An 18106-nucleotide genomic window follows, 5' to 3' on the forward strand; every position below is an offset into this window, starting at 1 on the left:
GCCCTGACCAGCAGCACCAACGTCCCCAACCAGCACAAGGAGACCGTCCGATGAGCTCCCTCTCCCTCGCCGTGCGTGACTCGAACACCATGCTGGGACGCAACCTCCTGCACGCGCGGCGCTACCCGTCCCTCACCCTGAACCTGCTGCTCACGCCGGTCATGCTGCTGTTGCTCTTCGTCTACATCTTCGGCGACGCGATGAGCGCGGGCATCGGCGGCGGCGACCGCTCCGACTACATCGCCTACGTCGTGCCCGGCATCCTGCTGATGACCATCGGCAGCACCGTGGTCGGGACCGCGGTGTCCGTCTCCAACGACATGACCGAGGGCATCATCGCCCGCTTCCGCACGATGGCGATCCACCGCGGATCCGTGCTCATCGGGCACGTCGTCGGCAGCGTCCTGCAGTCGGTCATGAGCGTGGTCCTCGTGGGCGCCGTCGCCGTGGCCATCGGCTTCCGCTCCAACGACGCCACCGTCCTGGAGTGGGTCCTGGCTTTCGGGCTGCTCGCGCTCTTCGCCACGGCGCTCACCTGGATCGCTGTCGGAATGGGCATGGGCAGCCCGAACGCCGAGGCGGCCAGCAACAGTGCAATGCCGCTGATCCTCCTCCCGCTCATCTCGACCGCTTTCGTCCCGGCCGACGCGATGCCGGGCTGGTTCCAGCCGATCGCCGAGTACCAGCCGTTCACGCCGGCCATCGAGACCCTGCGCGGCCTGCTGCTCGGCAGCGAGATCGGCCACAACGGGTGGCTGGCGGTCGCCTGGTGCCTGGGTCTCGCCGTACTCGGCTACTACTGGTCGAAGGCGCAGTTCAACCGCGATCCGCGATAGCCGCGCGGATGGTCTCCCGCACCTCGTCCCGCCCCAGGGCGGCGTACTCCGACACCGCGTCGGCGAACGCCGCCCCGTCGGCGTTCTCGGCCGTCCATCCCGGGATCCCCGGGCCTCTGGGCCGGTTCCGCAGTCCGGCAGACGTGGCGTCATGTCCGACTCGCCCTGGCTACTGGCCGTTCAGTTGTCCCGTGGTGTCCGAGCTCGGATTCCGGCGCCAAAGAGGCGAGCCGCGACCCATGCCTCGCGGTCGGCATGGGACAAGAGCGTGAGGCGACGCACCCCGTCCCCGACTGAGACACTGCAAGAACGCCCAGGTCATCAATTCAGAATGGGACATTCTGAATTGGGGCCTGCATGCCCGTAGGGCCCGCGGGATCGGACCCAAAATCGGTCGACGGGGACGACGTGCACCGATAGACCTGGGCCCATGACTTCAACGCCGGAACAGTTGCTGCCCAGTACGCAGCGCGCCCTGCTGCATCGAGTCGCCGTTGCGCAGCGGGAGGGGCGGACGCCTTCGTTCGTCGGTGCCGTTCTGAGGGACGGGCATGTGGTGTGGACGGGTGCGCGCACTTCGGTCGAGGGGCATGAACCGGATGCCGACACGCAGTACCGCGTCGGTTCGATCACCAAGACCTTCACCGCGGTTCTCGTCATGCGCCTGCGGGATGAAGGACTGCTCGACCTGAACGACCCTCTGGAACGGCATCTTCCCGGCACTGGTGTGGGTGAGGCGACGGTTGCTCAGCTCCTGGCGCACAGCGGGGGATTGAGCGCGGAAGCCCCGGCACCCTGGTGGGAGCGGACTCCCGGATCGCTGCGTCCCGAACTGGCCGATGTGCTCGGTGAACAGGGCCGGATGCATCCGCCCGGCCGGCGGCATCACTACTCCAACCCCGGCTACACCCTGCTCGGTTCGCTCGTCGAGGCCGTACGCGGTGTCCCGTGGGAGGAGGCTCTGCAGCGGGAGATCCTCGATCCGCTCGGGCTGAGCCGGACGAGCACACAGCCCAGCGCGCCGCACGCCGGTGGATGGGCGGTGCACCCCTGGGCGGACGTGATGTTGTCCGAGCCGTCCGAGGATCTGGGCCTGATGGCTCCCGCGGGACAACTGTGGTCGACGTCTTCCGATCTGCTGAAGTTCGTCTGGTTCCTCGCCGAGGGCGACGACCGCGTGCTGAGCGCCTCCTCGGTCCGCGAGATGCGGACTCCCGCGGGTCCTGCGGAGGCGGGGGATTGGAACGCCTCCTACGGCCTGGGCGTCCAGGTCATCCGTAGTGAGGAGCGGACCCTGGTGGGGCACATGGGCTCACTGCCCGGTTTCCTCGCCGGGCTGTGGGTGAGTGTGGAGGACGGTGTGGCTGCGGTGGCGTTGACCAACGCCACATCCGGGCCGCTCACCGGTGCGGTCGCTGCGGATCTGGTGCGCATCGTCGCGGACGCGGAGCCGCGGATTCCCGAGCCGTGGCGCCCGCTTCCCGAGGTCGACCTGGAGCTGCTGGACCTCACGGGACCCTGGTACTGGGGGACCCATGCCTTCGGACTGCGGCTGGTCGCCGATCGCGGGCTGGAGTTGGAGCCGTTGCGTGGAGGCAACCGGGGGTCGCGCTTCGTGGCCCGTCCCGACGGGGAATGGACAGGGCTCGACGGCTACTACGCGGGAGAGACGCTCAAGGTGGTGCGTCGCCAGGACGGTTCCGTGAGCCATCTGGACCTGGGTTCCTTCGTGTTCACCCGCGAGCCGTACGAGCCGGGTGACGCGGTCCCCGGCGGGGTGGACAAAGCCGGATGGCGTGGCTTCTGATTCCGCGGCGTTGTTTCACGTGAAACGGGGCGGGTCCATCATGAGGCAGAGCGGCCCCGCCCCGTGTCCAGCGGCGGGCGGCAGGGGAGGCGTGCTCGCTCAGAGGGCCAGCTTGAAGCCGACATGGGAAGGTTCGAAGCCGAGCCGCTCGTAGAAGCGGCGGGCTTCGGTCCGAGTGGCGTCGGAAGTGAGCTGCACCAGTTGGCAGTCCTGCCGGCGGGACTCCTCGATGGCCCACTCGACGAGTTGCGTACCCAGGCCGCTCCCGCGCTCGATGGCATGGACCCGAACGCCTTCGATGATCGACCGGGTGGAGCCGCGCCGGGAGAGCCCAGGGATGATCGTCAGCTGAAGGGTGCCGACGACCTGTCCTTCGCGCACGGCCACGGCCTGGTGCTGGTGGGGGTCGCCGACGAGGCGTTCGAAGGCGGCCAGATACGGCGTGAGATCGTCCGGCGACTCCCGCTGGGCGCCGAGAGGGTCGTCGGCGAGCATCGCCACGATTGCGGGGATGTCGTCGGCCGTCGCAGCGCGTATGTGCAGATCGCTCATGATCTGCAGACTACGCGGGGGCACGCAGCGCTTCGACAGTCCTGACAAGCAGTGTGAGTTCGGGGTTCTTGGCGGCTTCGTCGAGGGCCTCGCGAAGGGCGGTGTCGTTGGTCGGCCGGGCTTCGGCGAGCAGGGCGAGCCCGCTGTCGGTGACGTCCGTGTAGATCCCGCGGCGGTCGGTGGGGCACAGGTAGCGCGAGAGCAGCCCGCGGTCCTCGAGCCGGGTGACAAGCCGGGTGGTGGCGCTCTGGCTGAGGACGACCGCGTCGGCGACCTGCTTCATCTGCAGATGTCCGCCTGGGCCGTTGTGCTGGCGGCTGAGGACATCCAGGAGGGAGAACTCGCGCATGCTCAGTCCGTGCCCGGCCTCCAAGGCGCGCTCGATGTGGGCCTCGATCCTGCCGTGGAGCAGTGAGAGGGCGCACCAGCCCTGGGCGAGGGCGGTGAGGGCCGGATCGGTAGCGGTCATGGGTCTCCTCCTCGGTGCCGGAGCGGCTCGACACCCAGGATAGACGATTAACGCAATATTCCGCGTGTGCAATTAATTGCGACCTTCGGTGAGCGCCCGGAGGGCCTGGTGCGGCCCTTGTCGACCGGCCTTCTCAGCCGGCCGCGACCGTCAGAGGCGCGAATCGGCGAGTCCAGTCGCCCGGCAGCTCGGGAAGGGCGTAGGTCATGACGGCATTGAAGGCGATCGGCTCCAGACCCCGCGCCTTCACCCAGGTGAGCAGCTCCTCGTGGCGTACATCGATGTCCGTACGCAAGGGGCGGTCGGTGTGCGCGGCCAGCGAAGCGATCAGAGCCTTTGCCGTCCCGGTGTCCTTGGCGATCAAGGGACCGACGACATGGGTCGCCATGTTCGGCCAGGCAGCCGCGTACCCGACCAGCTCGCCGTCCTGCTCGGCCACGCGCAGCTGATCGGCGAAAGCCGGCAGGCGCGTGATCATGTGCGTGCGATCGACGCCGAAGACCTCCGCGTCCAGCCGCACCACGGCGGGCATGTCCTCCGCGGTGGCGGGTCGGGTGGGGATCGCGGGCACCTGGTCGGGGCCTGCGGTGAAGTGGCCTCGGACCATCTCCGCACGCCCGGTGGTGACGAAGCCCAACGCCTCGTACAGAGGCTGCCCGTAGGGGGTGGCGTGCAGGGTGACCGGGGTGTCCCCGGCCTCGGCCAGTACATGCTTCATCAGCCGTCGGCCGATGCCCTGGCGCGAAAAGCGCTCCGCGACCAGCACCATGCCGATCGCGGAAAGGTCTGCGCCATAGGAGCTGAGCACGCTGGCGGCCGCCAGGCCCTTCCCTGCTGGATCGTCGATTCCGTAGCCGGTCCCGGCAGACAACAGCAGGCCCCATTTGTGTTCTTCGCGTGGCCAGCCGCGGTCCTCCGAGAGGTCGGCGCAGGAAACGAGATCGTGGGTGGTCAGGCGCCTGATGGGGAGTGCTGAGAGTGGAGTCGACATGGTGTCAGGCTGTCTGACGCACGGAGCGCTCGTCCACCGATTTGGGGGAAGTGGCCGAGAGGCGTAGACGGCGGCCACGCCGGGTGAGCCCCCAGGGCTTGAGTACGGAGATGACGGTCATGAACAGGTAGGCAGTCAGCGAAACGGCTGGGCCCATGACGAGATCACGGGGCTCGGCGACCATGGCGCCGGCAGCGACGGTGTCGGCTGCGCTACTGACGCCCGGGCGCAGGGCGAAGACCGATGCCACCGTCGTGGCGACCGTCAGCCAGAACTTGATGTAGACCCAGCGATGCCGCGCGAGTCCCCACTTCGTGCCGAGCGAGAGGATCAGCCCGCTGCCGAGCGTGAGGAAGGCGATGGGCAGGACGAGCCAGTCCGTGAAGACCTTCATGGAGCGGTAGGAGGCTTCGATCACGGGCGCGGACTGGGTGGTGTACGCGGTGACTGCAAGCGCCAGCAGGCCGAGGGTGATCCCGAGCCAGCCGGCGGATGCGGCGACATGGATGACGATGATTCCCCGGCGAGCGGGGCGCTTGAGTGGTTTCACGTGAAACACCGTGCCGGTCGGAGGCGTCTTCCTGCGTCTGACAGGGGGAGTAAGTGCGGGTACTAGCCTCGGCGTACGTGACGACACGACTCCGCGTCGGGCAGGCATTCCCGGCGACGGTGAAGTGAAGATCACGGACCGGCTCTGTGCAGAGTTCGGGATAGGTCTGGACGCGTGTGTTGCTTGCGGTGATTCCATGTCGGACGCGGAGATCTTCGCGGCTGTGCCCATGACGATGGCGGTGAATGCCGACCACCATCTGCTCGATCCGGCCACGCACAGCTACGCGGGTGCGATGTCCGCGCGGCCTAGGAGCTGGTGCGAACGCGCGGGCAATTCGGGAGACCTGACTGGTCCGGATGCAGGGACACAGCGGCATTGGAGCCTAATGGGAAATCGGGTACGGCTGCCCGGACTTTCCGCTCTTTGTCCCGTTCCCGGGCGTCACCTGGCATGCTGCGGCAACGGGCGGTGCGGACAGAGCAGGTGAGTGCGCGCGTTCCGAGTCGCGGGCGTGTGTGAACCGACCGAGAGATGTTCGAGGCGAGGCAGAATGGACGCTCCGGCCACCACGTCGGCCGACAACGGCATGTCAGGCGACAACGACGGAGGCGGATGGTTCGGCGCCCGCAGGCAACCGGCCAAGGGCGGTCAGGCGCCCGGGCCGGGAGCCACGAGCCGCCAGGACGCCCCTGAGGGCCCGGACGGTGAGGGCATACCGAGGGATGCCGGCCCGACCCGTCCTGTCGCCGCCATACGGCCTGTGGGCTCAGGCTCGGCCCGCCTGGGGCGACCGCAGTTGTCGGTCGTTCGGGAGACCCCGGCCCCGCCCGTCGGACCGGGTACCGCGGCGGCCGCCCACGCGGGCACCGGCAGCCCTCACGAGGAGGCCCTGGCGTACGGCTCGCGGCCCGCCCCGCCGCCCGGGCCCGATTCCGCGCCCGCAGAGCCCTCCCCGGCGCCGACCACTCCCTCTGCGCCTCCCGCATCCCCCGACGCGATCTTGATCCGACGCACGATGGCCGAGATCGCGCCCGTGGCCGACAAGGTCACCTCGTATTTCTACGCGTTGCTCTTCGTCCGCCACCCCGAGCTGCGAGCCCTGTTCCCGGTCGCCATGGACACCCAGCGCGACCGGCTGCTCAAGGCGCTGCTGACCGCGGCCGAGCACATGGACAACGCCGCAGTCCTGACCGACTACCTGCAGCACCTGGGCCGCGGCCACCGCAAGTACGGGACGCAGCCCGCCCACTACCCGGCGGTCGGCGAGGCCCTGATCGGCGCCCTGGCCCGGTATGCGACCACCACCTGGGACGGCGAGACCGAGGCGGCGTGGGCGCGTACGTACACCACGATCTCGCAGATCATGATCGACGCGGCAGCGGAGAACGAGCGGCACGCACCTGCCTGGTGGGACGCCGAGGTGGTCTCGCACGATCTGAGAACGCCGGACATAGCGATCGTGACAGTGCGCCCCAACTATCCGTACACCTTCCTGGCGGGCCAGTACACCAGCCTGGAGACCCCGTGGTGGCCCAGGATCTGGCGGCACTACTCGTTTGCGGGGGCGCCCCGCGCCGACGGTCTGCTGTCCTTCCACGTCAAGGCCGTCCCGGCCGGCTGGGTCTCCAACGCCCTGGTGCACCACGCCCGCCCCGGGGACGTACTGCGGCTCGGGCCCCCGGCGGGATCGATGACCGTCGATCACACCACCGACAACGGTCTGCTCTGCCTCGGCGGCGGCACCGGCATCGCGCCGATCAAGGCACTTGTCGAGGATGTGGCGAAGCACGGCGAACGGCGCCTGGTCGAGGTCTTCTACGGCGCGCGCACCGATCACGACCTTTATGACATCGACACGATGCTCAGGCTGCAGCAGACGCATCCGTGGCTTTCGGTCCGGCCGGTGGTCGACGACAGGGCACAGTTCCCCGCGGCCGTCCAGGAGTTCGGCAGACACGGCCCCTGGCATGACTTCGACGCTTATCTCTCCGGTCCGCCCGGGATGATCCGCAGCGGGGTGGACGCACTGCGCAGGATCGGCATACCGCACGGCCGCATCCGTCACGACTCGCTCGAGGAGCTCGTGGCGGTCGGCGACTAGGTCCCGGACAGGACATAGCTCGGCGATCGGCTCGGCGACTGCCGGACCCCCGTTGAAGCCGGTGGCCCGGTCAGCGGTTGCCGGTCAGCCCAGGTCGGGGGCATGCATCGCGCGCACGCCCTCGATGTTGCCGTCGAGGTAGTGCCGCAACGACAGCGGTACGAGATGCACGGCGGCGATCCCGACGCGGCTGAAGGGAACCCGTACGATCTCGTACTCTCCGCAGGGCTCGTCGACTTCGGGGCCGTGGCGCAGCGACGGGTCCATGGACTCCAGGCGGCAGACGAAGAAGTGCTGGACCTTCACCCCGGTCACCCCGCCGTCGGCGATGTGCTCGACGGTGTCGACGAAGCAGGGCACCACGTCGCTGATTTTGGCGCCAAGTTCTTCGTGGACCTCGCGGTGCAGGGCGTCGACGACGGTGGCGTCCTCCGGTTCGACGCCGCCGCCGGGCGTGAGCCAGTAGGGATCCACGCCGGGCTTGGTGCGCTTGATCAGGACGAGGTCGTTCCCGTCGAGCAGGATGGCTCGTGCGGTGCGCTTGACCACTGGTCGTTCGGTCATGGCAAGAGAGTGGCCCATGTCGCCGCTTCTGAAACTCCCGCGGCGCTCCCGCGCCGGTGCGTCACCATTCGGCGGCGGCGCGCAGCAGCGATTCATGAGCCCGCGCGATATGCGGGTGGGCAAGGGTGCCGGTGCGGATGACCAGGAAGTATGTGCGCAGCGGGGGTACGGGAGGGTCGAGGAGGGCGGCGATCCGGCCGCGTTCGAGTGCCTCTTCGCACAGATAACGGGGCAGCACCGCGAGCCCCGCGCCCGCCGCGGTGGCTTCGAGGACGGCGCGCAGATCAGGTGCGATGACCGCTCCGGCGGCGGGCGGCCGGGAGTCGAAGACGGCGTGCCAGTAGCGAGAGACGAGCGGTAACGACTCGTGGACCTCGACCACCGGGAGCTGGTCGAGAACCACCTGGCCCTTGCGGAGATCGTCGGGACCCAGCCGGGCCGCCCAGCGCGGGGCGGCGACGAGCACGTGCTCCTCGTCGCACAGGGTGGTCGAGGTGAGCAGCCGTCCCCGTGGCCGGGCGGTGGTGATGGCCACGTCGTGGTGTCCTGCGGCGAGCCCGTCGAGCGTCTCCTCGGCGTTGCCGAAGGAGGTGCGCAGGGTGAAGCCCTGGCCGACCAGCGGGGTGAGGGCGGGCAGGGCACGCAGTGTGGTGAACTCGGGCGGACCGGCGAGGTGGAGGGTGCGGATCCCCGACTCCTCGTCGAGCCCGGCCTCTGCTATCTCCAGGAGGGCGTCGAGGTGCGGGGCGGCCCGGTGCGCGAGCTCGTCGCCGATGGTGGTGGGGGTGACACCGCGCGCCCGGCGCAGGAACAACGGGCGGCCGAGCTGCCGTTCGAGCGTGCGTATCTGCCCGGTGACGGCGGGCTGCGACAGCCCCAGAAGCGCTGCGGCGCGGGTGAAGGAACCGGCCCGGTGCACCGTGACGAATGTGCGCAGCAGGGCCAGATCCATGCCATGCCCCTCCCGATCAGACGTTGCGCCCCGAACCCGGCCAACTATAAATAAGTCGATAGGTCGCTGTCGCTACTGTGATTGGACACTGACGCTGAGTCAATTAGCCTTGTCCGCACGGTTCTTTGCGCGTAGGAGCCGGGGACGGTCCGAGCCACGAGGGGGGAGGTTCGGACCGTCCGTTGCAGTCGGCCCGCCTCAGTGCCCGGGCGTAGCGGACGGTACGTCCCCTGCCTCGTCGAGGGCGCGCAGCACATCCGTGATCAGGTCCTCCGCGTCCTCCGCACCTGCCGAGAGCCGGATGAAGCCTTCCGGGACGGCGTCGCCGCCCCAGCGGCCACGGCGTTCGGCGGTGGACCGCACCCCGCCGAAGCTGGTGGCATCGTCGACTAGGCGCAGCCCGTCCAGGAAGCGGTCGGCGTGGGCACGGGCGGGCAGGACGAAGGAGACGACACAGCCGAAACGGCTCATCTGCTGTGCGGCGACCTTGTGCGAAGGGTCGGTGGGCAGTCCCGGGTAGCGCAGACCGGTCACCTCCGCGCGCTTGCCGAGGGCCTGCGCGATGGCCAGGGCGTTCGCGCACTGCCGGTCGGCCCGTAGCTGGAGCGTGGCGAGCGACCGGTGTGCGAGCCACGCCTCCATCGGCCCGGGGATTGCCCCGACGATCTTGCGCCAGCGTCGTACACCCGCGGCGAGCGCGGCGTCGCGGCAGGTCACATGCCCGAGGAGGATGTCGCCGTGGCCCGTCATGCCCTTGGTGTCACTGGCCACCGAGAAGTCGGCGCCGAGGTCCAGCGGCCGCTGTCCGAGCGGTGTGGCGAGGGTGTTGTCGACCGCGACGAGTGCGCCCGCCGCGTGCGCCGCCTCGGCGAGCCGGCGGATGTCGCACACGTCGAGCCCGGGGTTCGACGGTGACTCGATCCACAGCAGCTTCGCACCGTCGAGCACGGACAGCTGTGCGTCTCCGCCGGTCGGGGCGGTGCGCACCTCGATGCCGTACGCCCTCAGCTGCTCGTGCACCAGAGGCAGCGCCTGGTAGCCGTCATCGGGCACGACCACCGTGTCACCGCTGCGCAGCTGCGACATGAGCACGGCGGAGATGGCGGCCATCCCGGACGCGAACGTAATGGTCTCGACTGCCTCCCCCGGCGCTTCCAGTTCGCCGATGGCCCGCTCCAGATGGGTCCAGGTCGGGTTGTCGTCACGGCCGTAGGTGTAGGGCCCGGTGGCCTCGCCGGGCAGGTGGAAGTGAGCGGCGAAGATGGGACCGGGCAGAGTCGGTTCGTACTTCACCGGTTCCGGCAGTCCCGCCCGTACCGCTCGGGTGCCTTCTCCTCGGGGTGTGCCGGTCATGCCGCTCGCTCCTCAACTGCTGTTCGCACGGCGCCGAGCAGACCCGCACTCGCCGCCTCCACCATCTCCAGGCAGTCCTCGAACCCGTCGATGCCGCCGTAATAAGGGTCGGGCACGTCGAGGTCGGCCGGCCCGGCGGGGTCGTACGCGCGCAGCAGCCGCACCTTCGCGGCGTCCGCGGCGGTGGGGGCGAGACGCCGCAGATCGCGCAGGTGACCGGCGTCCAGCGCGACCACCAGATCCATCCTCGCGAACCACTCGGCACGGAACCGGCGCGCCGTGTGAGACGAGTCGTAGCCCGACCGCTCCAGCACGGACACCGTGCGGGGATCGGCACTGTCACCTTCGTGCCAGCCTCCCGTGCCGGCGCTGTCCACCAGCACGAAGGCGCTGAGTCCCGCCTCTTCGACCCGGGCGCGGAAGACGGACTCGGCCATCGGCGAGCGGCAGATGTTGCCGGTGCAGACGAAGCAGACGCGATAAGGCACGTGGCGCTCAGTCCTTTTCGGGCAGGGCGACGTTCAGCGCCCACGAGACGACGGAGATGATCAGGCCGCCGAGGACGGCCGTCCAGAAGCCCTCGACATGGAAGTTCAGATCGAGCGTGTCGGCCAGCCACGAGGTCAGCAGCAGCATCAGCGCGTTGATGACCAGGGTGATCAGCCCGAGAGTGAGGACGAAGAGCGGCAGCGTGAGCACCTTCACGATGGGCTTCACGACGATGTTGACCAGACCGAAGACCAGTGCCACCAGGATCAGGGTCAGGGCCTTCTTCCCCGTGCTGTCACCGGTGAGCGTTATGTCCTGGAGCAGCCAGATGGCAACCAGCAGAGCGCCCGCGTTGGCGATCGTCTTGACTACGAAATTCATCATGTGTCTGATCGTGGCAGACGTGATCGGACCAAGGCAGGGGCGGACCGCGATGAAGGCATTCCGACTGGACGAGCTGGAGGCGGAGCGCGCCGCCAACGACGGTGCGTATCTGCAGTTCCTGCGCGAGCGGAACATGTCGGTCGGTCTGTATGCACTGGACGCCGGTCAGATCGACCCGCAGTTGCCGCACAACCAGGACGAGGTCTACTTCGTCGTCAGCGGCCGGGCCTCGATCACCGTCGGCATGGAGACCACCGCGGTCGGGCGGGGCAGCGTGGTCTACGTACCGGCGGGGGTGCCGCACAAGTTCCATCACATCAGTGAGGATCTGCGGGTCATGGTGGTCTTCTCTCCCCCTGAGAGCTGAGGGGCGACCCCCGCTCTCCCTAGGGGTTCGATCAGGGGACTTCAAGGGCTGCCGGGCCCCCGCACACCCCACCCGCGCGCCTAGCATCGAAGGCACGCACTCGGAGAAACGAGGTAAGGACGATGGCTGTGCGGGAGATATTCGCGGGTATGCCCTGGTGGGTGAAGTGGATCGCGGTGCCTGTCATCGCCCTGGCGGTGTTCGGGGGGCTCATCACGAGCGTCATCGGCTTCGTGATCGGACTGCTATTCAAACTGCTGCTGTTCGTCGCACTGGTCGGTGGACTGGTCTTCGTCGTACGGAAGTTCATGGCGTCCTCAGGATCCTCGCGCAGCGACTGGTGAGGGCCTTGGAATCCGTGTTAGCCCGGCCGGGGGAACGGCCCAGGCAAAGCCCCTCGCCGGGCCGGTGCTGCCATTAGAGTGGCAGTTCTCTGCCGCCCCTCGGGGGTTTTCCCTGCGCACGAGTGCTCTGACCAGCGCTTCACGGTGTCCCGGGGCTCATCGATTGTTCAGGATTCCGGGGTTGCGGCGGCCGCGCGGGGGCGGCCCCCGCGGGCGGGCGCGCTGCCCGTCACCACGCCTGGGGGTGACCTTTGGCCGGGGTTACGACAGCCGCTGCTCCTACCCTGATCGGTTCGGTGCAGCGTGCGTTGAGGCTGTTGGAGGCGGCCGGTGCACACCGGGACGGAGCCCCCGCGAAACAGCTCGCGCGTGAGGCCGGCATCCCGCTGCCCACGGCCTATCACCTGTTGCGCACATTGACGCATGAGGACTATCTCCGCCGGGACAAGGGCGTATTCACCCTTGGGGAGGCTGTCGGCCGACTGGGCCGGAGCGGCGGACTGCAGAATCGTCGCAGCACGCTCGAGGATTCGTTGACGCACTGGCGGGACGCCATCGGCGTCGCCGTCTACTTTGCCGTGTACCGCGAGGGTGAGATCGAGCTGGTGGCCATCGCGGACACGCCGTACCAGCCGGCGGTGCAGGAGTGGGCGGACTTCCGCGAGACCGGACACGCGCACGCGATCGGGCAGTGTCTCCTCAGCCAGCTCGACGAGACCGCGCGCCGTGACCATCTCGACCGCCATCCCGTCCAGCCGGTGACGCCCTTCTCGGTGCGCGACAGGTCGGCGCTGCTCGAGCGGCTGCGGGCGGTCGGGCCCATGGAGCCGGTCGTCGAGCGGCAGGAGTATGCGCTGGGCACGGTGTGCGCAGCCATTCCGATCACTGCGGGTGACGTAGCCGCGACGATGGCGATTTCCTTGCCGGTGGACCAAGAAGCCCGACTGTGCCCGGCAGTTGAGCAGTTGCGGTCCGGAATCGGAGGTCTGCTCGGGTCACTGGCGTTCTCTATCAGTATCTGAAATATCACTCCTTGTGATCTGCGGCTCCTTCCAGCACGATACGTCCAGAAGGCCAGGAAGGCCCACAAGGATCGTTCCGGCCGTTCTTCGTTCCGTCAGCACGGTTCATGGCTTCATCTCCTGCGAGGTATGTGATGCGCGAGTCGGTCCAGGCCGAGGTTCTGATGAGCTTTCTCGTCTCCGAGGAGCTCTCCTTCCGTATCCCGGTGGAGCTCGGCTACGAGACCTCGGATCCGTACGCGGTGCGGATGACCTTTCATCTGCCCGGAGATGCGCCCGTGACCTGGACGTTCGGCCGGGAACTGCTGCTCGACGGAATCAACGCCCCGAGCGGGGACGGTGATGTGCACATCGCGCCGACCGAGCCGCAGGGGCTGTCGGGTGTCCACATCCGGCTCCGGGTGGGCGGCGATTCGGCCCTGTTCCGCGTCGGCGCCCCGCCGCTCGTCGCCTTCCTCGACCGTACGGACAAGCTCGTGCCACTCGGACAGGAACTCGCGCTCGGTGACTTCGAGATGAGCCTCGAGGAGGCACTCGGCCGCATCCTCGCCGAGGAGAACGCCGGCTGAGACCGAGGCCCTGACCCCCGTCTACTTCTTGCGGCGGCGGCCCCGTCCGCCGCGGGCGGGTGCGGCTGTGTGCGGAGCGGGTCCGGGCCGGTCGGCCGACACGACCAGGGCAGCGAGAGCAGTCGTCACCGGCACGGAGGCAACGAGACCGATCGAGCCGATCAGCGTTCGCACGATCTCTTCTGCCACCAACTCGCTGGTGGCGACCGTTCCCACGCTGGACTGCGCGATCGAGAAGAGCAGCAGCAGAGGCAGAGCCGCGCCCGCGTAGGCGAGGACGAGTGTGTTGACGACCGAGGCGATGTGATCGCGGCCGATCCGGATCGCCGAGCGATAGAGCGCACGCGGACCCATGGTCGGATCGGCCTGGTGCAATTCCCATACCGCGGACGTCTGCGTCACGGTGACGTCGTCGAGGACACCGAGCGAACCGATGATCACCCCGGCCAGCAGCAGACCGCTCATGTCGATGTCGGGGTAGAGCCCCTTGATCAGACCCGTGTTGTCGTCGGTGTTTCCGCTCAGACTCGCCCAGCCGATGAAGAGTGAGCCGAGCAGGCCGATGAGCAGCAGCGAGATCAGCGTGCCGAGCACGGCCACCGAGGTGCGCGCCGTGACCCCATGGCACATGTAGAGCGAGGCCAGCATGATCGCGCTCGCCCCGACGACCGCGACGATCAGCGGATTCGAACCCTCCAGGATCCCCGGCAGGATGAACAGCGTCAGCACGGCGAAGGAGACGGCCAGCGCGATCAGCGCCATGACTCCGCGCATTCTCCCCACCAGGACGACCACCAGCGCGAAGATCCCCGCGAGCACCGCGATGGGGAACCCACGGTCCACATCCGTCACCGAGTACTGCAGATCACGGGGCGCGTCGGGCGCGTACGCCACGATCACGCCCTGGCCTTCCTTCAACTGCCGCGGTGCGTCCGGCTGCACGATCTCGACGAACGTCCGGCCCTTGTCCTTGCCGGTGGTGATCTCGACGGTCGCCTTCCCGCAACTGCCCTGCTGCGACTCGGCCGCCTCGCGGCCCTCCGGCGTCGTCGTGTCCCCGGTCGGGGGCACCTGTGCGGCGTTGACGTCCTTGCAGTCGACCTTCTCGACACTCACCACCTTCGCCTGCTCGGTCTGCCGGTCGAAGCCGACACCGGAGCGTTCGTGTCCGGGGGTCCCGCCCGGCCAGAGCACGACGAGCCCGACGACAACCGCGGTCGCGAACGGAATCAGCACCGCGGCGATGACCTTGCGGAGGTGCTGGGAGACGGGTGCGGCAGGCCCGTGGCTGTGCACATGACCGGAGGGTCGGCCGTGCGCCCCGTCGTGCGTCTCGCCGTGCGGATCCGGAGGCTGCGCTGATGAAGTCACCGACAGATCATCGCAAGAACGGGAGGGGCCCCCTGTTCAGCGCGCCAGAAATGGCGCTAGCGTGGTGGCACCTTTGCACACGCGGGAGCTCGGAGCACCGGGCTGAGAGGGCGCTGACCTCCGTACATCCGTACGGGAAGCTGCGCCGACCGCCGAACCTGTTACCGGGTAATGCCGGCGTAGGGAGTAGGTCTCATGACCGTATCGGACGCACGCACGCCTGCCTCGAACCAGAACGACGAGGCCGGGAAGTCCATCGGCTGGCACAAGGGGTACGTCGCGGGCTCACGCCCCGACCTCCGTGTGCCGGTGCGCAAGGTGCACCTCACCAACGGCAAGGACGTGACGCTCTACGACACGTCCGGTCCGTACACCGATCCCCATGTCGAGACCGATGTCCGCAGGGGACTGCCGCCGTTGCGGGAGAACTGGGTCATTGCCCGGGGCGACACCGAGGAGTACGCGGGCCGGCCGGTCCGCCCCGAGGACGACGGGATCAAGCACACGTCCCCGCGCGGAGGTCTGCGCAATCTCGACGCCGTCTTCCCCGGGCGGCCCCGGCAGCCGCGCCGCGGTCGCGACGGCCAGGCGGTGACGCAGCTGGCGTACGCCCGCCGGGGCGAGATCACCCCGGAGATGGAGTACGTCGCCATCCGCGAGAACGTCTCGCCCGAAGTGGTGCGGGAGGAGATCGCGGCAGGCAGGGCCGTGCTGCCGGCCAACATCAACCACCCGGAGATCGAGCCGATGATCATCGGCAAGCGGTTCCTGGTGAAGGTCAACGCGAACATCGGCAACTCCGCGGTCACCTCCTCCATCGAGGAGGAGGTCGAGAAGATGACCTGGGCGACGCGATGGGGCGCCGACACGGTCATGGATCTGTCCACCGGTCGCAACATCCACACCACCCGAGAGTGGGTGCTGCGCAACTCCCCCGTCCCGATCGGCACCGTGCCGCTGTACCAGGCACTGGAGAAGGTCGACGGAAAGGCGGAGGAGCTGACCTGGGAGATCTACAAGGACACGGTCATCGAGCAGGCCGAGCAGGGCGTCGACTACATGACGGTGCACGCGGGTGTGCTGCTGCGGTACGTGCCACTGACCGCACGCCGCAAGACGGGCATCGTCTCGCGCGGCGGTTCGATCATGGCGGCGTGGTGTCTGGCGCACCACAAGGAGTCGTTCCTGTACGAGAACTTCGAGGAGCTCTGCGAGATCCTCGCCGCGTACGACGTGACGTACTCCCTGGGCGACGGACTGCGGCCCGGTTCGATCGCGGACGCCAACGACGAGGCGCAGTTCGCAGAGTTGAAGACGCTCGGGGAGCTCAACTCGATCGCGAAGCGGCACCACGTGCAGACGATGATCGAGGGCCCGGGCCATGTCCCGATGCACAAGATCAAGGAGAACATCGACCTCCAGCAGGAGATCTGCGAGGAGGCCCCGTTCTACACGCTCGGCCCGCTCACCACGGACGTGGCCCCGGCGTACGACCACATCACCTCCGGTATCGGGGCGGCCATGATCGCCTGGTGGGGCACGGCCATGCTCTGCTACGTGACGCCCAAGGAGCACCTGGGGCTGCCGAACCGCGACGACGTGAAGACCGGCGTCATCACTTACAAGATCGCCGCCCATGCGGCGGACCTGGCCAAGGGCCACCCGGGCGCCCAGGAATGGGACGACGCACTGTCCGATGCGCGCTTCGAGTTCCGCTGGGAGGACCAGTTCAATCTCGCGCTGGACCCGGACACGGCACGGGAGTTCCACGACGAGACGCTTCCTGCCGAGCCGGCGAAGACCGCGCATTTCTGCTCGATGTGCGGTCCGAAGTTCTGCTCGATGAAGATCAGTAAGAGCATCACAGAGCAGTTCGCCCCGGATCTCGCTGTGACCAGCGACGACGACATCCAGGCGGGGATGCTCGCGAAGTCGAAGGAGTTCGCCGAGGCGGGCAACCGCGTCTACCTGCCAATTGCGGACTGATCTTCCAACGTCTCAGCGCCCCCGGCATACGCGCCGGGGGCGCTGTCGTTTCAGGAGGTCCGGCAAGCCCTGATCCACTTCGAGTTCAGTCAGCACCGTGACGATGCGCCGCACCGCCTGTTGCGCATCCGGTCCCTCGCCCGGATGGCGACCTTCTCGCCCTGGGCGAAGGCGCCCTCCTCTCCCCTGGTGGTCCCACCGGACACGACTCCCGGGCCCTCTTTCTCCTGCTGATTACCCGCGTGGTGCTCCTTGCCGCCCTCGTCTTCCGCTGCGTACGCCCCAGGCCGTCGGCGCGCAGGGAAAGGCCGCGGCCAGTAACCGGCGGATGCGCGCGAATCACGGGCTTCTCCCTGTTCAACCGACGGACAGTAGCCGACGAACGTCCTGATGGAGGGGATTGATTGTTCGACGGTGGATTACCACACGGCTGGGTGACAGCCGGTCGGCTCAATGCCTGTCGTACATTCCTTGATGCATATTGATTGATTCCGGAGGAAACGCCGCGTGAATCATTGGCGGGGTTGGGTGTCTGCGTAATATGCCGCCGACAGAAGAGGCGATTCCGATCGCATGAGGAACGCCGGACGTCCCCACCCCCCACAGGAGTTGGCTCCTCGATGACGCTGAATATTCCCGATGCGCCGCATCGGCGCACAATGACGGCCTGGTTCGCGGGGGTACTCACCCTGCTGGTTGCCTTTGCCGTTGTGGCAGTGACGCCTACGCGGGCGGCTGCAGCAACATTTGTAGAACTGGGTGACGCGACAAACTTCGCTGTGCTGGCTGGTGAGACGGTCACCAACGGCGGTGAAACTACGATCACCGGAGACGTGGGTGTATCTCCAGGGTCGGAAGTCGTCGGATTCCCGCCCGGGACGGTGGAAGGGACGATCTACACTCAGGCAGCGGCTGCGCCCGCGAAGGCCGCCCTCGTTACGGCGTACAACGACGCCTTCGGCCAACCCACGGAATTCGCCCTTTCCGCTGCGCCTGTGACTCCCACGCTGTTTCCAGGCACCTACGGGGTCACGTCCGGTCTCCTGGTCAACGGTACCTGGACCCTGGACGGCCAGAACAACCCCGACGCTGTCTGGGTGTTCAAGGTTCCTGCGGGCCTGACAGTGGCAGTCAATAGCCAAATCCAGCTCCAGAACGGCGCCCAGGCGTGCAACGTGTTCTGGGTGACCGACGAATCGGCCACCATCCAAACCAGCGCCGATTTCGTGGGCACCGTCATGGCGCTCACCACGATCACTGTCGGCACTGGGGCGACCATCGAGGGCCGGGTGCTGGCCCGAAACGGGGAAGTGACACTCCTCGACAACACGATCACCAGGCCGCTGTGCGAGGACGACACCACGACGAATGGTGATGTCGCCGCGAACGGTGATGC

The 18106-nt window shown here is 68.0% G+C and carries 19 protein-coding genes; 9 read left to right on the forward strand and 10 right to left on the reverse strand.

Annotated features, from left to right (window positions below; genetic code table 11):
• The first annotated feature begins 50 nt into the window (after window positions 1-50).
• Window positions 51-836 (forward strand): ABC transporter permease, encoded by a 786-nt coding sequence (locus AC067Z_RS23045; RefSeq protein ID WP_478791462.1) that lies wholly within the window; start codon window positions 51-53, stop codon window positions 834-836.
• Window positions 837-1266: 430 nt separating this feature from the next.
• Window positions 1267-2643 carry a serine hydrolase domain-containing protein gene (locus AC067Z_RS23050; protein WP_478791463.1) on the forward strand — a complete coding sequence of 459 codons (1377 nt, stop codon included), beginning with the start codon at window positions 1267-1269 and terminating at the stop codon, window positions 2641-2643.
• 99 nt (window positions 2644-2742) lie between these two features.
• Here AC067Z_RS23050 and AC067Z_RS23055 read toward each other — a convergent pair whose 3' ends face one another.
• The 4 genes from AC067Z_RS23055 to AC067Z_RS23070 all read right to left on the reverse strand — a co-directional run bounded on the left by AC067Z_RS23055 (window position 2743) and on the right by AC067Z_RS23070 (window position 5205).
• Window positions 2743-3195: an N-acetyltransferase family protein gene (locus AC067Z_RS23055; protein WP_478791464.1), complete on the reverse strand. Its 453-nt coding sequence runs from the start codon at window positions 3193-3195 to the stop codon at window positions 2743-2745.
• 10 nt (window positions 3196-3205) lie between these two features.
• Window positions 3206-3664: a MarR family winged helix-turn-helix transcriptional regulator gene (locus tag AC067Z_RS23060; protein ID WP_478791465.1), complete on the reverse strand. Its 459-nt coding sequence runs from the start codon at window positions 3662-3664 to the stop codon at window positions 3206-3208.
• A gap of 133 nt (window positions 3665-3797) precedes the next feature.
• Window positions 3798-4655, reverse strand: coding sequence for a GNAT family N-acetyltransferase (locus AC067Z_RS23065; RefSeq protein WP_478791466.1), 858 nt, complete (start codon window positions 4653-4655; stop codon window positions 3798-3800).
• Between the two features lie 4 nt (window positions 4656-4659).
• On the reverse strand, window positions 4660-5205 hold the full coding sequence (locus AC067Z_RS23070) for a DUF2269 domain-containing protein (protein ID WP_478791467.1): 546 nt from the start codon (window positions 5203-5205) through the stop codon (window positions 4660-4662).
• Window positions 5206-5758: 553 nt separating this feature from the next.
• Here AC067Z_RS23070 and AC067Z_RS23075 point away from each other — a divergent pair.
• A complete protein-coding gene (locus AC067Z_RS23075; RefSeq protein ID WP_478791468.1) occupies window positions 5759-7309 on the forward strand; it encodes a globin domain-containing protein in 1551 nt (516 codons plus the stop codon).
• 84 nt (window positions 7310-7393) lie between these two features.
• On the opposite strand, the gene AC067Z_RS23080 is transcribed toward AC067Z_RS23075, so the two are convergent.
• From AC067Z_RS23080 to AC067Z_RS23100, 5 genes are all read right to left on the reverse strand, one after another.
• A complete protein-coding gene (locus tag AC067Z_RS23080) occupies window positions 7394-7873 on the reverse strand; it encodes an NUDIX domain-containing protein (RefSeq protein WP_478791469.1) in 480 nt (159 codons plus the stop codon).
• Between the two features lie 61 nt (window positions 7874-7934).
• Window positions 7935-8825, reverse strand: coding sequence for a LysR family transcriptional regulator (locus AC067Z_RS23085; RefSeq protein WP_478791470.1), 891 nt, complete (start codon window positions 8823-8825; stop codon window positions 7935-7937).
• A gap of 198 nt (window positions 8826-9023) precedes the next feature.
• Entirely contained in the window at window positions 9024-10178 is a 1155-nt protein-coding gene (locus AC067Z_RS23090) for a cystathionine gamma-lyase (protein ID WP_478791471.1), read from the reverse strand.
• Window positions 10175-10666, reverse strand: coding sequence for a low molecular weight protein-tyrosine-phosphatase (locus AC067Z_RS23095; RefSeq protein WP_478791472.1), 492 nt, complete (start codon window positions 10664-10666; stop codon window positions 10175-10177). The genes AC067Z_RS23090 and AC067Z_RS23095 overlap by 4 nt, the downstream gene beginning before the upstream one ends.
• Window positions 10667-10673: 7 nt before the next feature.
• Entirely contained in the window at window positions 10674-11051 is a 378-nt protein-coding gene (locus AC067Z_RS23100; RefSeq protein ID WP_478791473.1) for a phage holin family protein, read from the reverse strand.
• A gap of 49 nt (window positions 11052-11100) precedes the next feature.
• Between AC067Z_RS23100 and AC067Z_RS23105 the strand changes: the two genes are divergently transcribed.
• The 4 genes from AC067Z_RS23105 to AC067Z_RS23120 all read left to right on the forward strand — a co-directional run bounded on the left by AC067Z_RS23105 (window position 11101) and on the right by AC067Z_RS23120 (window position 13353).
• Window positions 11101-11418, forward strand: coding sequence for a cupin domain-containing protein (locus AC067Z_RS23105; protein ID WP_478791474.1), 318 nt, complete (start codon window positions 11101-11103; stop codon window positions 11416-11418).
• A 128-nt stretch (window positions 11419-11546) separates the two neighbouring features.
• Window positions 11547-11762, forward strand: a complete 216-nt coding sequence (locus tag AC067Z_RS23110) for a DUF5326 family protein (protein WP_478791475.1) — start codon at window positions 11547-11549, stop codon at window positions 11760-11762.
• Between the two features lie 296 nt (window positions 11763-12058).
• Complete coding sequence (locus AC067Z_RS23115; protein WP_478791476.1) at window positions 12059-12784, forward strand: IclR family transcriptional regulator; 726 nt, start codon at window positions 12059-12061, stop codon at window positions 12782-12784.
• 134 nt (window positions 12785-12918) lie between these two features.
• The gene (locus AC067Z_RS23120; protein ID WP_478791477.1) at window positions 12919-13353 is read left to right on the forward strand and encodes an SsgA family sporulation/cell division regulator; all 435 of its coding nucleotides are present in this window, start codon (window positions 12919-12921) and stop codon (window positions 13351-13353) included.
• Window positions 13354-13374: 21 nt separating this feature from the next.
• Here the strand turns inward: AC067Z_RS23120 and AC067Z_RS23125 are convergent, their stop codons facing one another.
• A complete protein-coding gene (locus tag AC067Z_RS23125; RefSeq protein WP_478791478.1) occupies window positions 13375-14724 on the reverse strand; it encodes a YibE/F family protein in 1350 nt (449 codons plus the stop codon).
• 195 nt (window positions 14725-14919) lie between these two features.
• Between AC067Z_RS23125 and thiC the strand changes: the two genes are divergently transcribed.
• Window positions 14920-16710 carry a phosphomethylpyrimidine synthase ThiC gene (gene thiC, locus AC067Z_RS23130; protein WP_478791479.1) on the forward strand — a complete coding sequence of 597 codons (1791 nt, stop codon included), beginning with the start codon at window positions 14920-14922 and terminating at the stop codon, window positions 16708-16710.
• 620 nt (window positions 16711-17330) lie between these two features.
• Window positions 17331-18106 (forward strand): ice-binding family protein (locus tag AC067Z_RS23135; protein WP_478791480.1); only part of this gene is annotated, 776 nt, incomplete at its 3' end.

The sequence above is a fragment of the Streptomyces sp. NPDC043812 genome (assembly GCF_056436245.1).

Excerpts from the sequence above, each read along its gene's own strand:
- AC067Z_RS23075 (WP_478791468.1), top strand. The coding sequence starts at position 5,759 with ATGGACGCTCCGGCCACCACGTCGGCCGACAACGGCATGTCAGGCGAC.
- AC067Z_RS23080 (WP_478791469.1), bottom strand. The coding sequence starts at position 7,873 with ATGACCGAACGACCAGTGGTCAAGCGCACCGCACGAGCCATCCTGCTC.
- thiC (WP_478791479.1), top strand. The coding sequence starts at position 14,920 with ATGACCGTATCGGACGCACGCACGCCTGCCTCGAACCAGAACGACGAG.
- AC067Z_RS23055 (WP_478791464.1), bottom strand. The coding sequence starts at position 3,195 with ATGAGCGATCTGCACATACGCGCTGCGACGGCCGACGACATCCCCGCA.
- AC067Z_RS23060 (WP_478791465.1), bottom strand. The coding sequence starts at position 3,664 with ATGACCGCTACCGATCCGGCCCTCACCGCCCTCGCCCAGGGCTGGTGC.
- AC067Z_RS23045 (WP_478791462.1), top strand. The coding sequence starts at position 51 with ATGAGCTCCCTCTCCCTCGCCGTGCGTGACTCGAACACCATGCTGGGA.
- AC067Z_RS23120 (WP_478791477.1), top strand. The coding sequence starts at position 12,919 with ATGCGCGAGTCGGTCCAGGCCGAGGTTCTGATGAGCTTTCTCGTCTCC.
- AC067Z_RS23100 (WP_478791473.1), bottom strand. The coding sequence starts at position 11,051 with ATGATGAATTTCGTAGTCAAGACGATCGCCAACGCGGGCGCTCTGCTG.
- AC067Z_RS23050 (WP_478791463.1), top strand. The coding sequence starts at position 1,267 with ATGACTTCAACGCCGGAACAGTTGCTGCCCAGTACGCAGCGCGCCCTG.
- AC067Z_RS23105 (WP_478791474.1), top strand. The coding sequence starts at position 11,101 with ATGAAGGCATTCCGACTGGACGAGCTGGAGGCGGAGCGCGCCGCCAAC.
- AC067Z_RS23085 (WP_478791470.1), bottom strand. The coding sequence starts at position 8,825 with ATGGATCTGGCCCTGCTGCGCACATTCGTCACGGTGCACCGGGCCGGT.
- AC067Z_RS23090 (WP_478791471.1), bottom strand. The coding sequence starts at position 10,178 with ATGACCGGCACACCCCGAGGAGAAGGCACCCGAGCGGTACGGGCGGGA.
- AC067Z_RS23065 (WP_478791466.1), bottom strand. The coding sequence starts at position 4,655 with ATGTCGACTCCACTCTCAGCACTCCCCATCAGGCGCCTGACCACCCAC.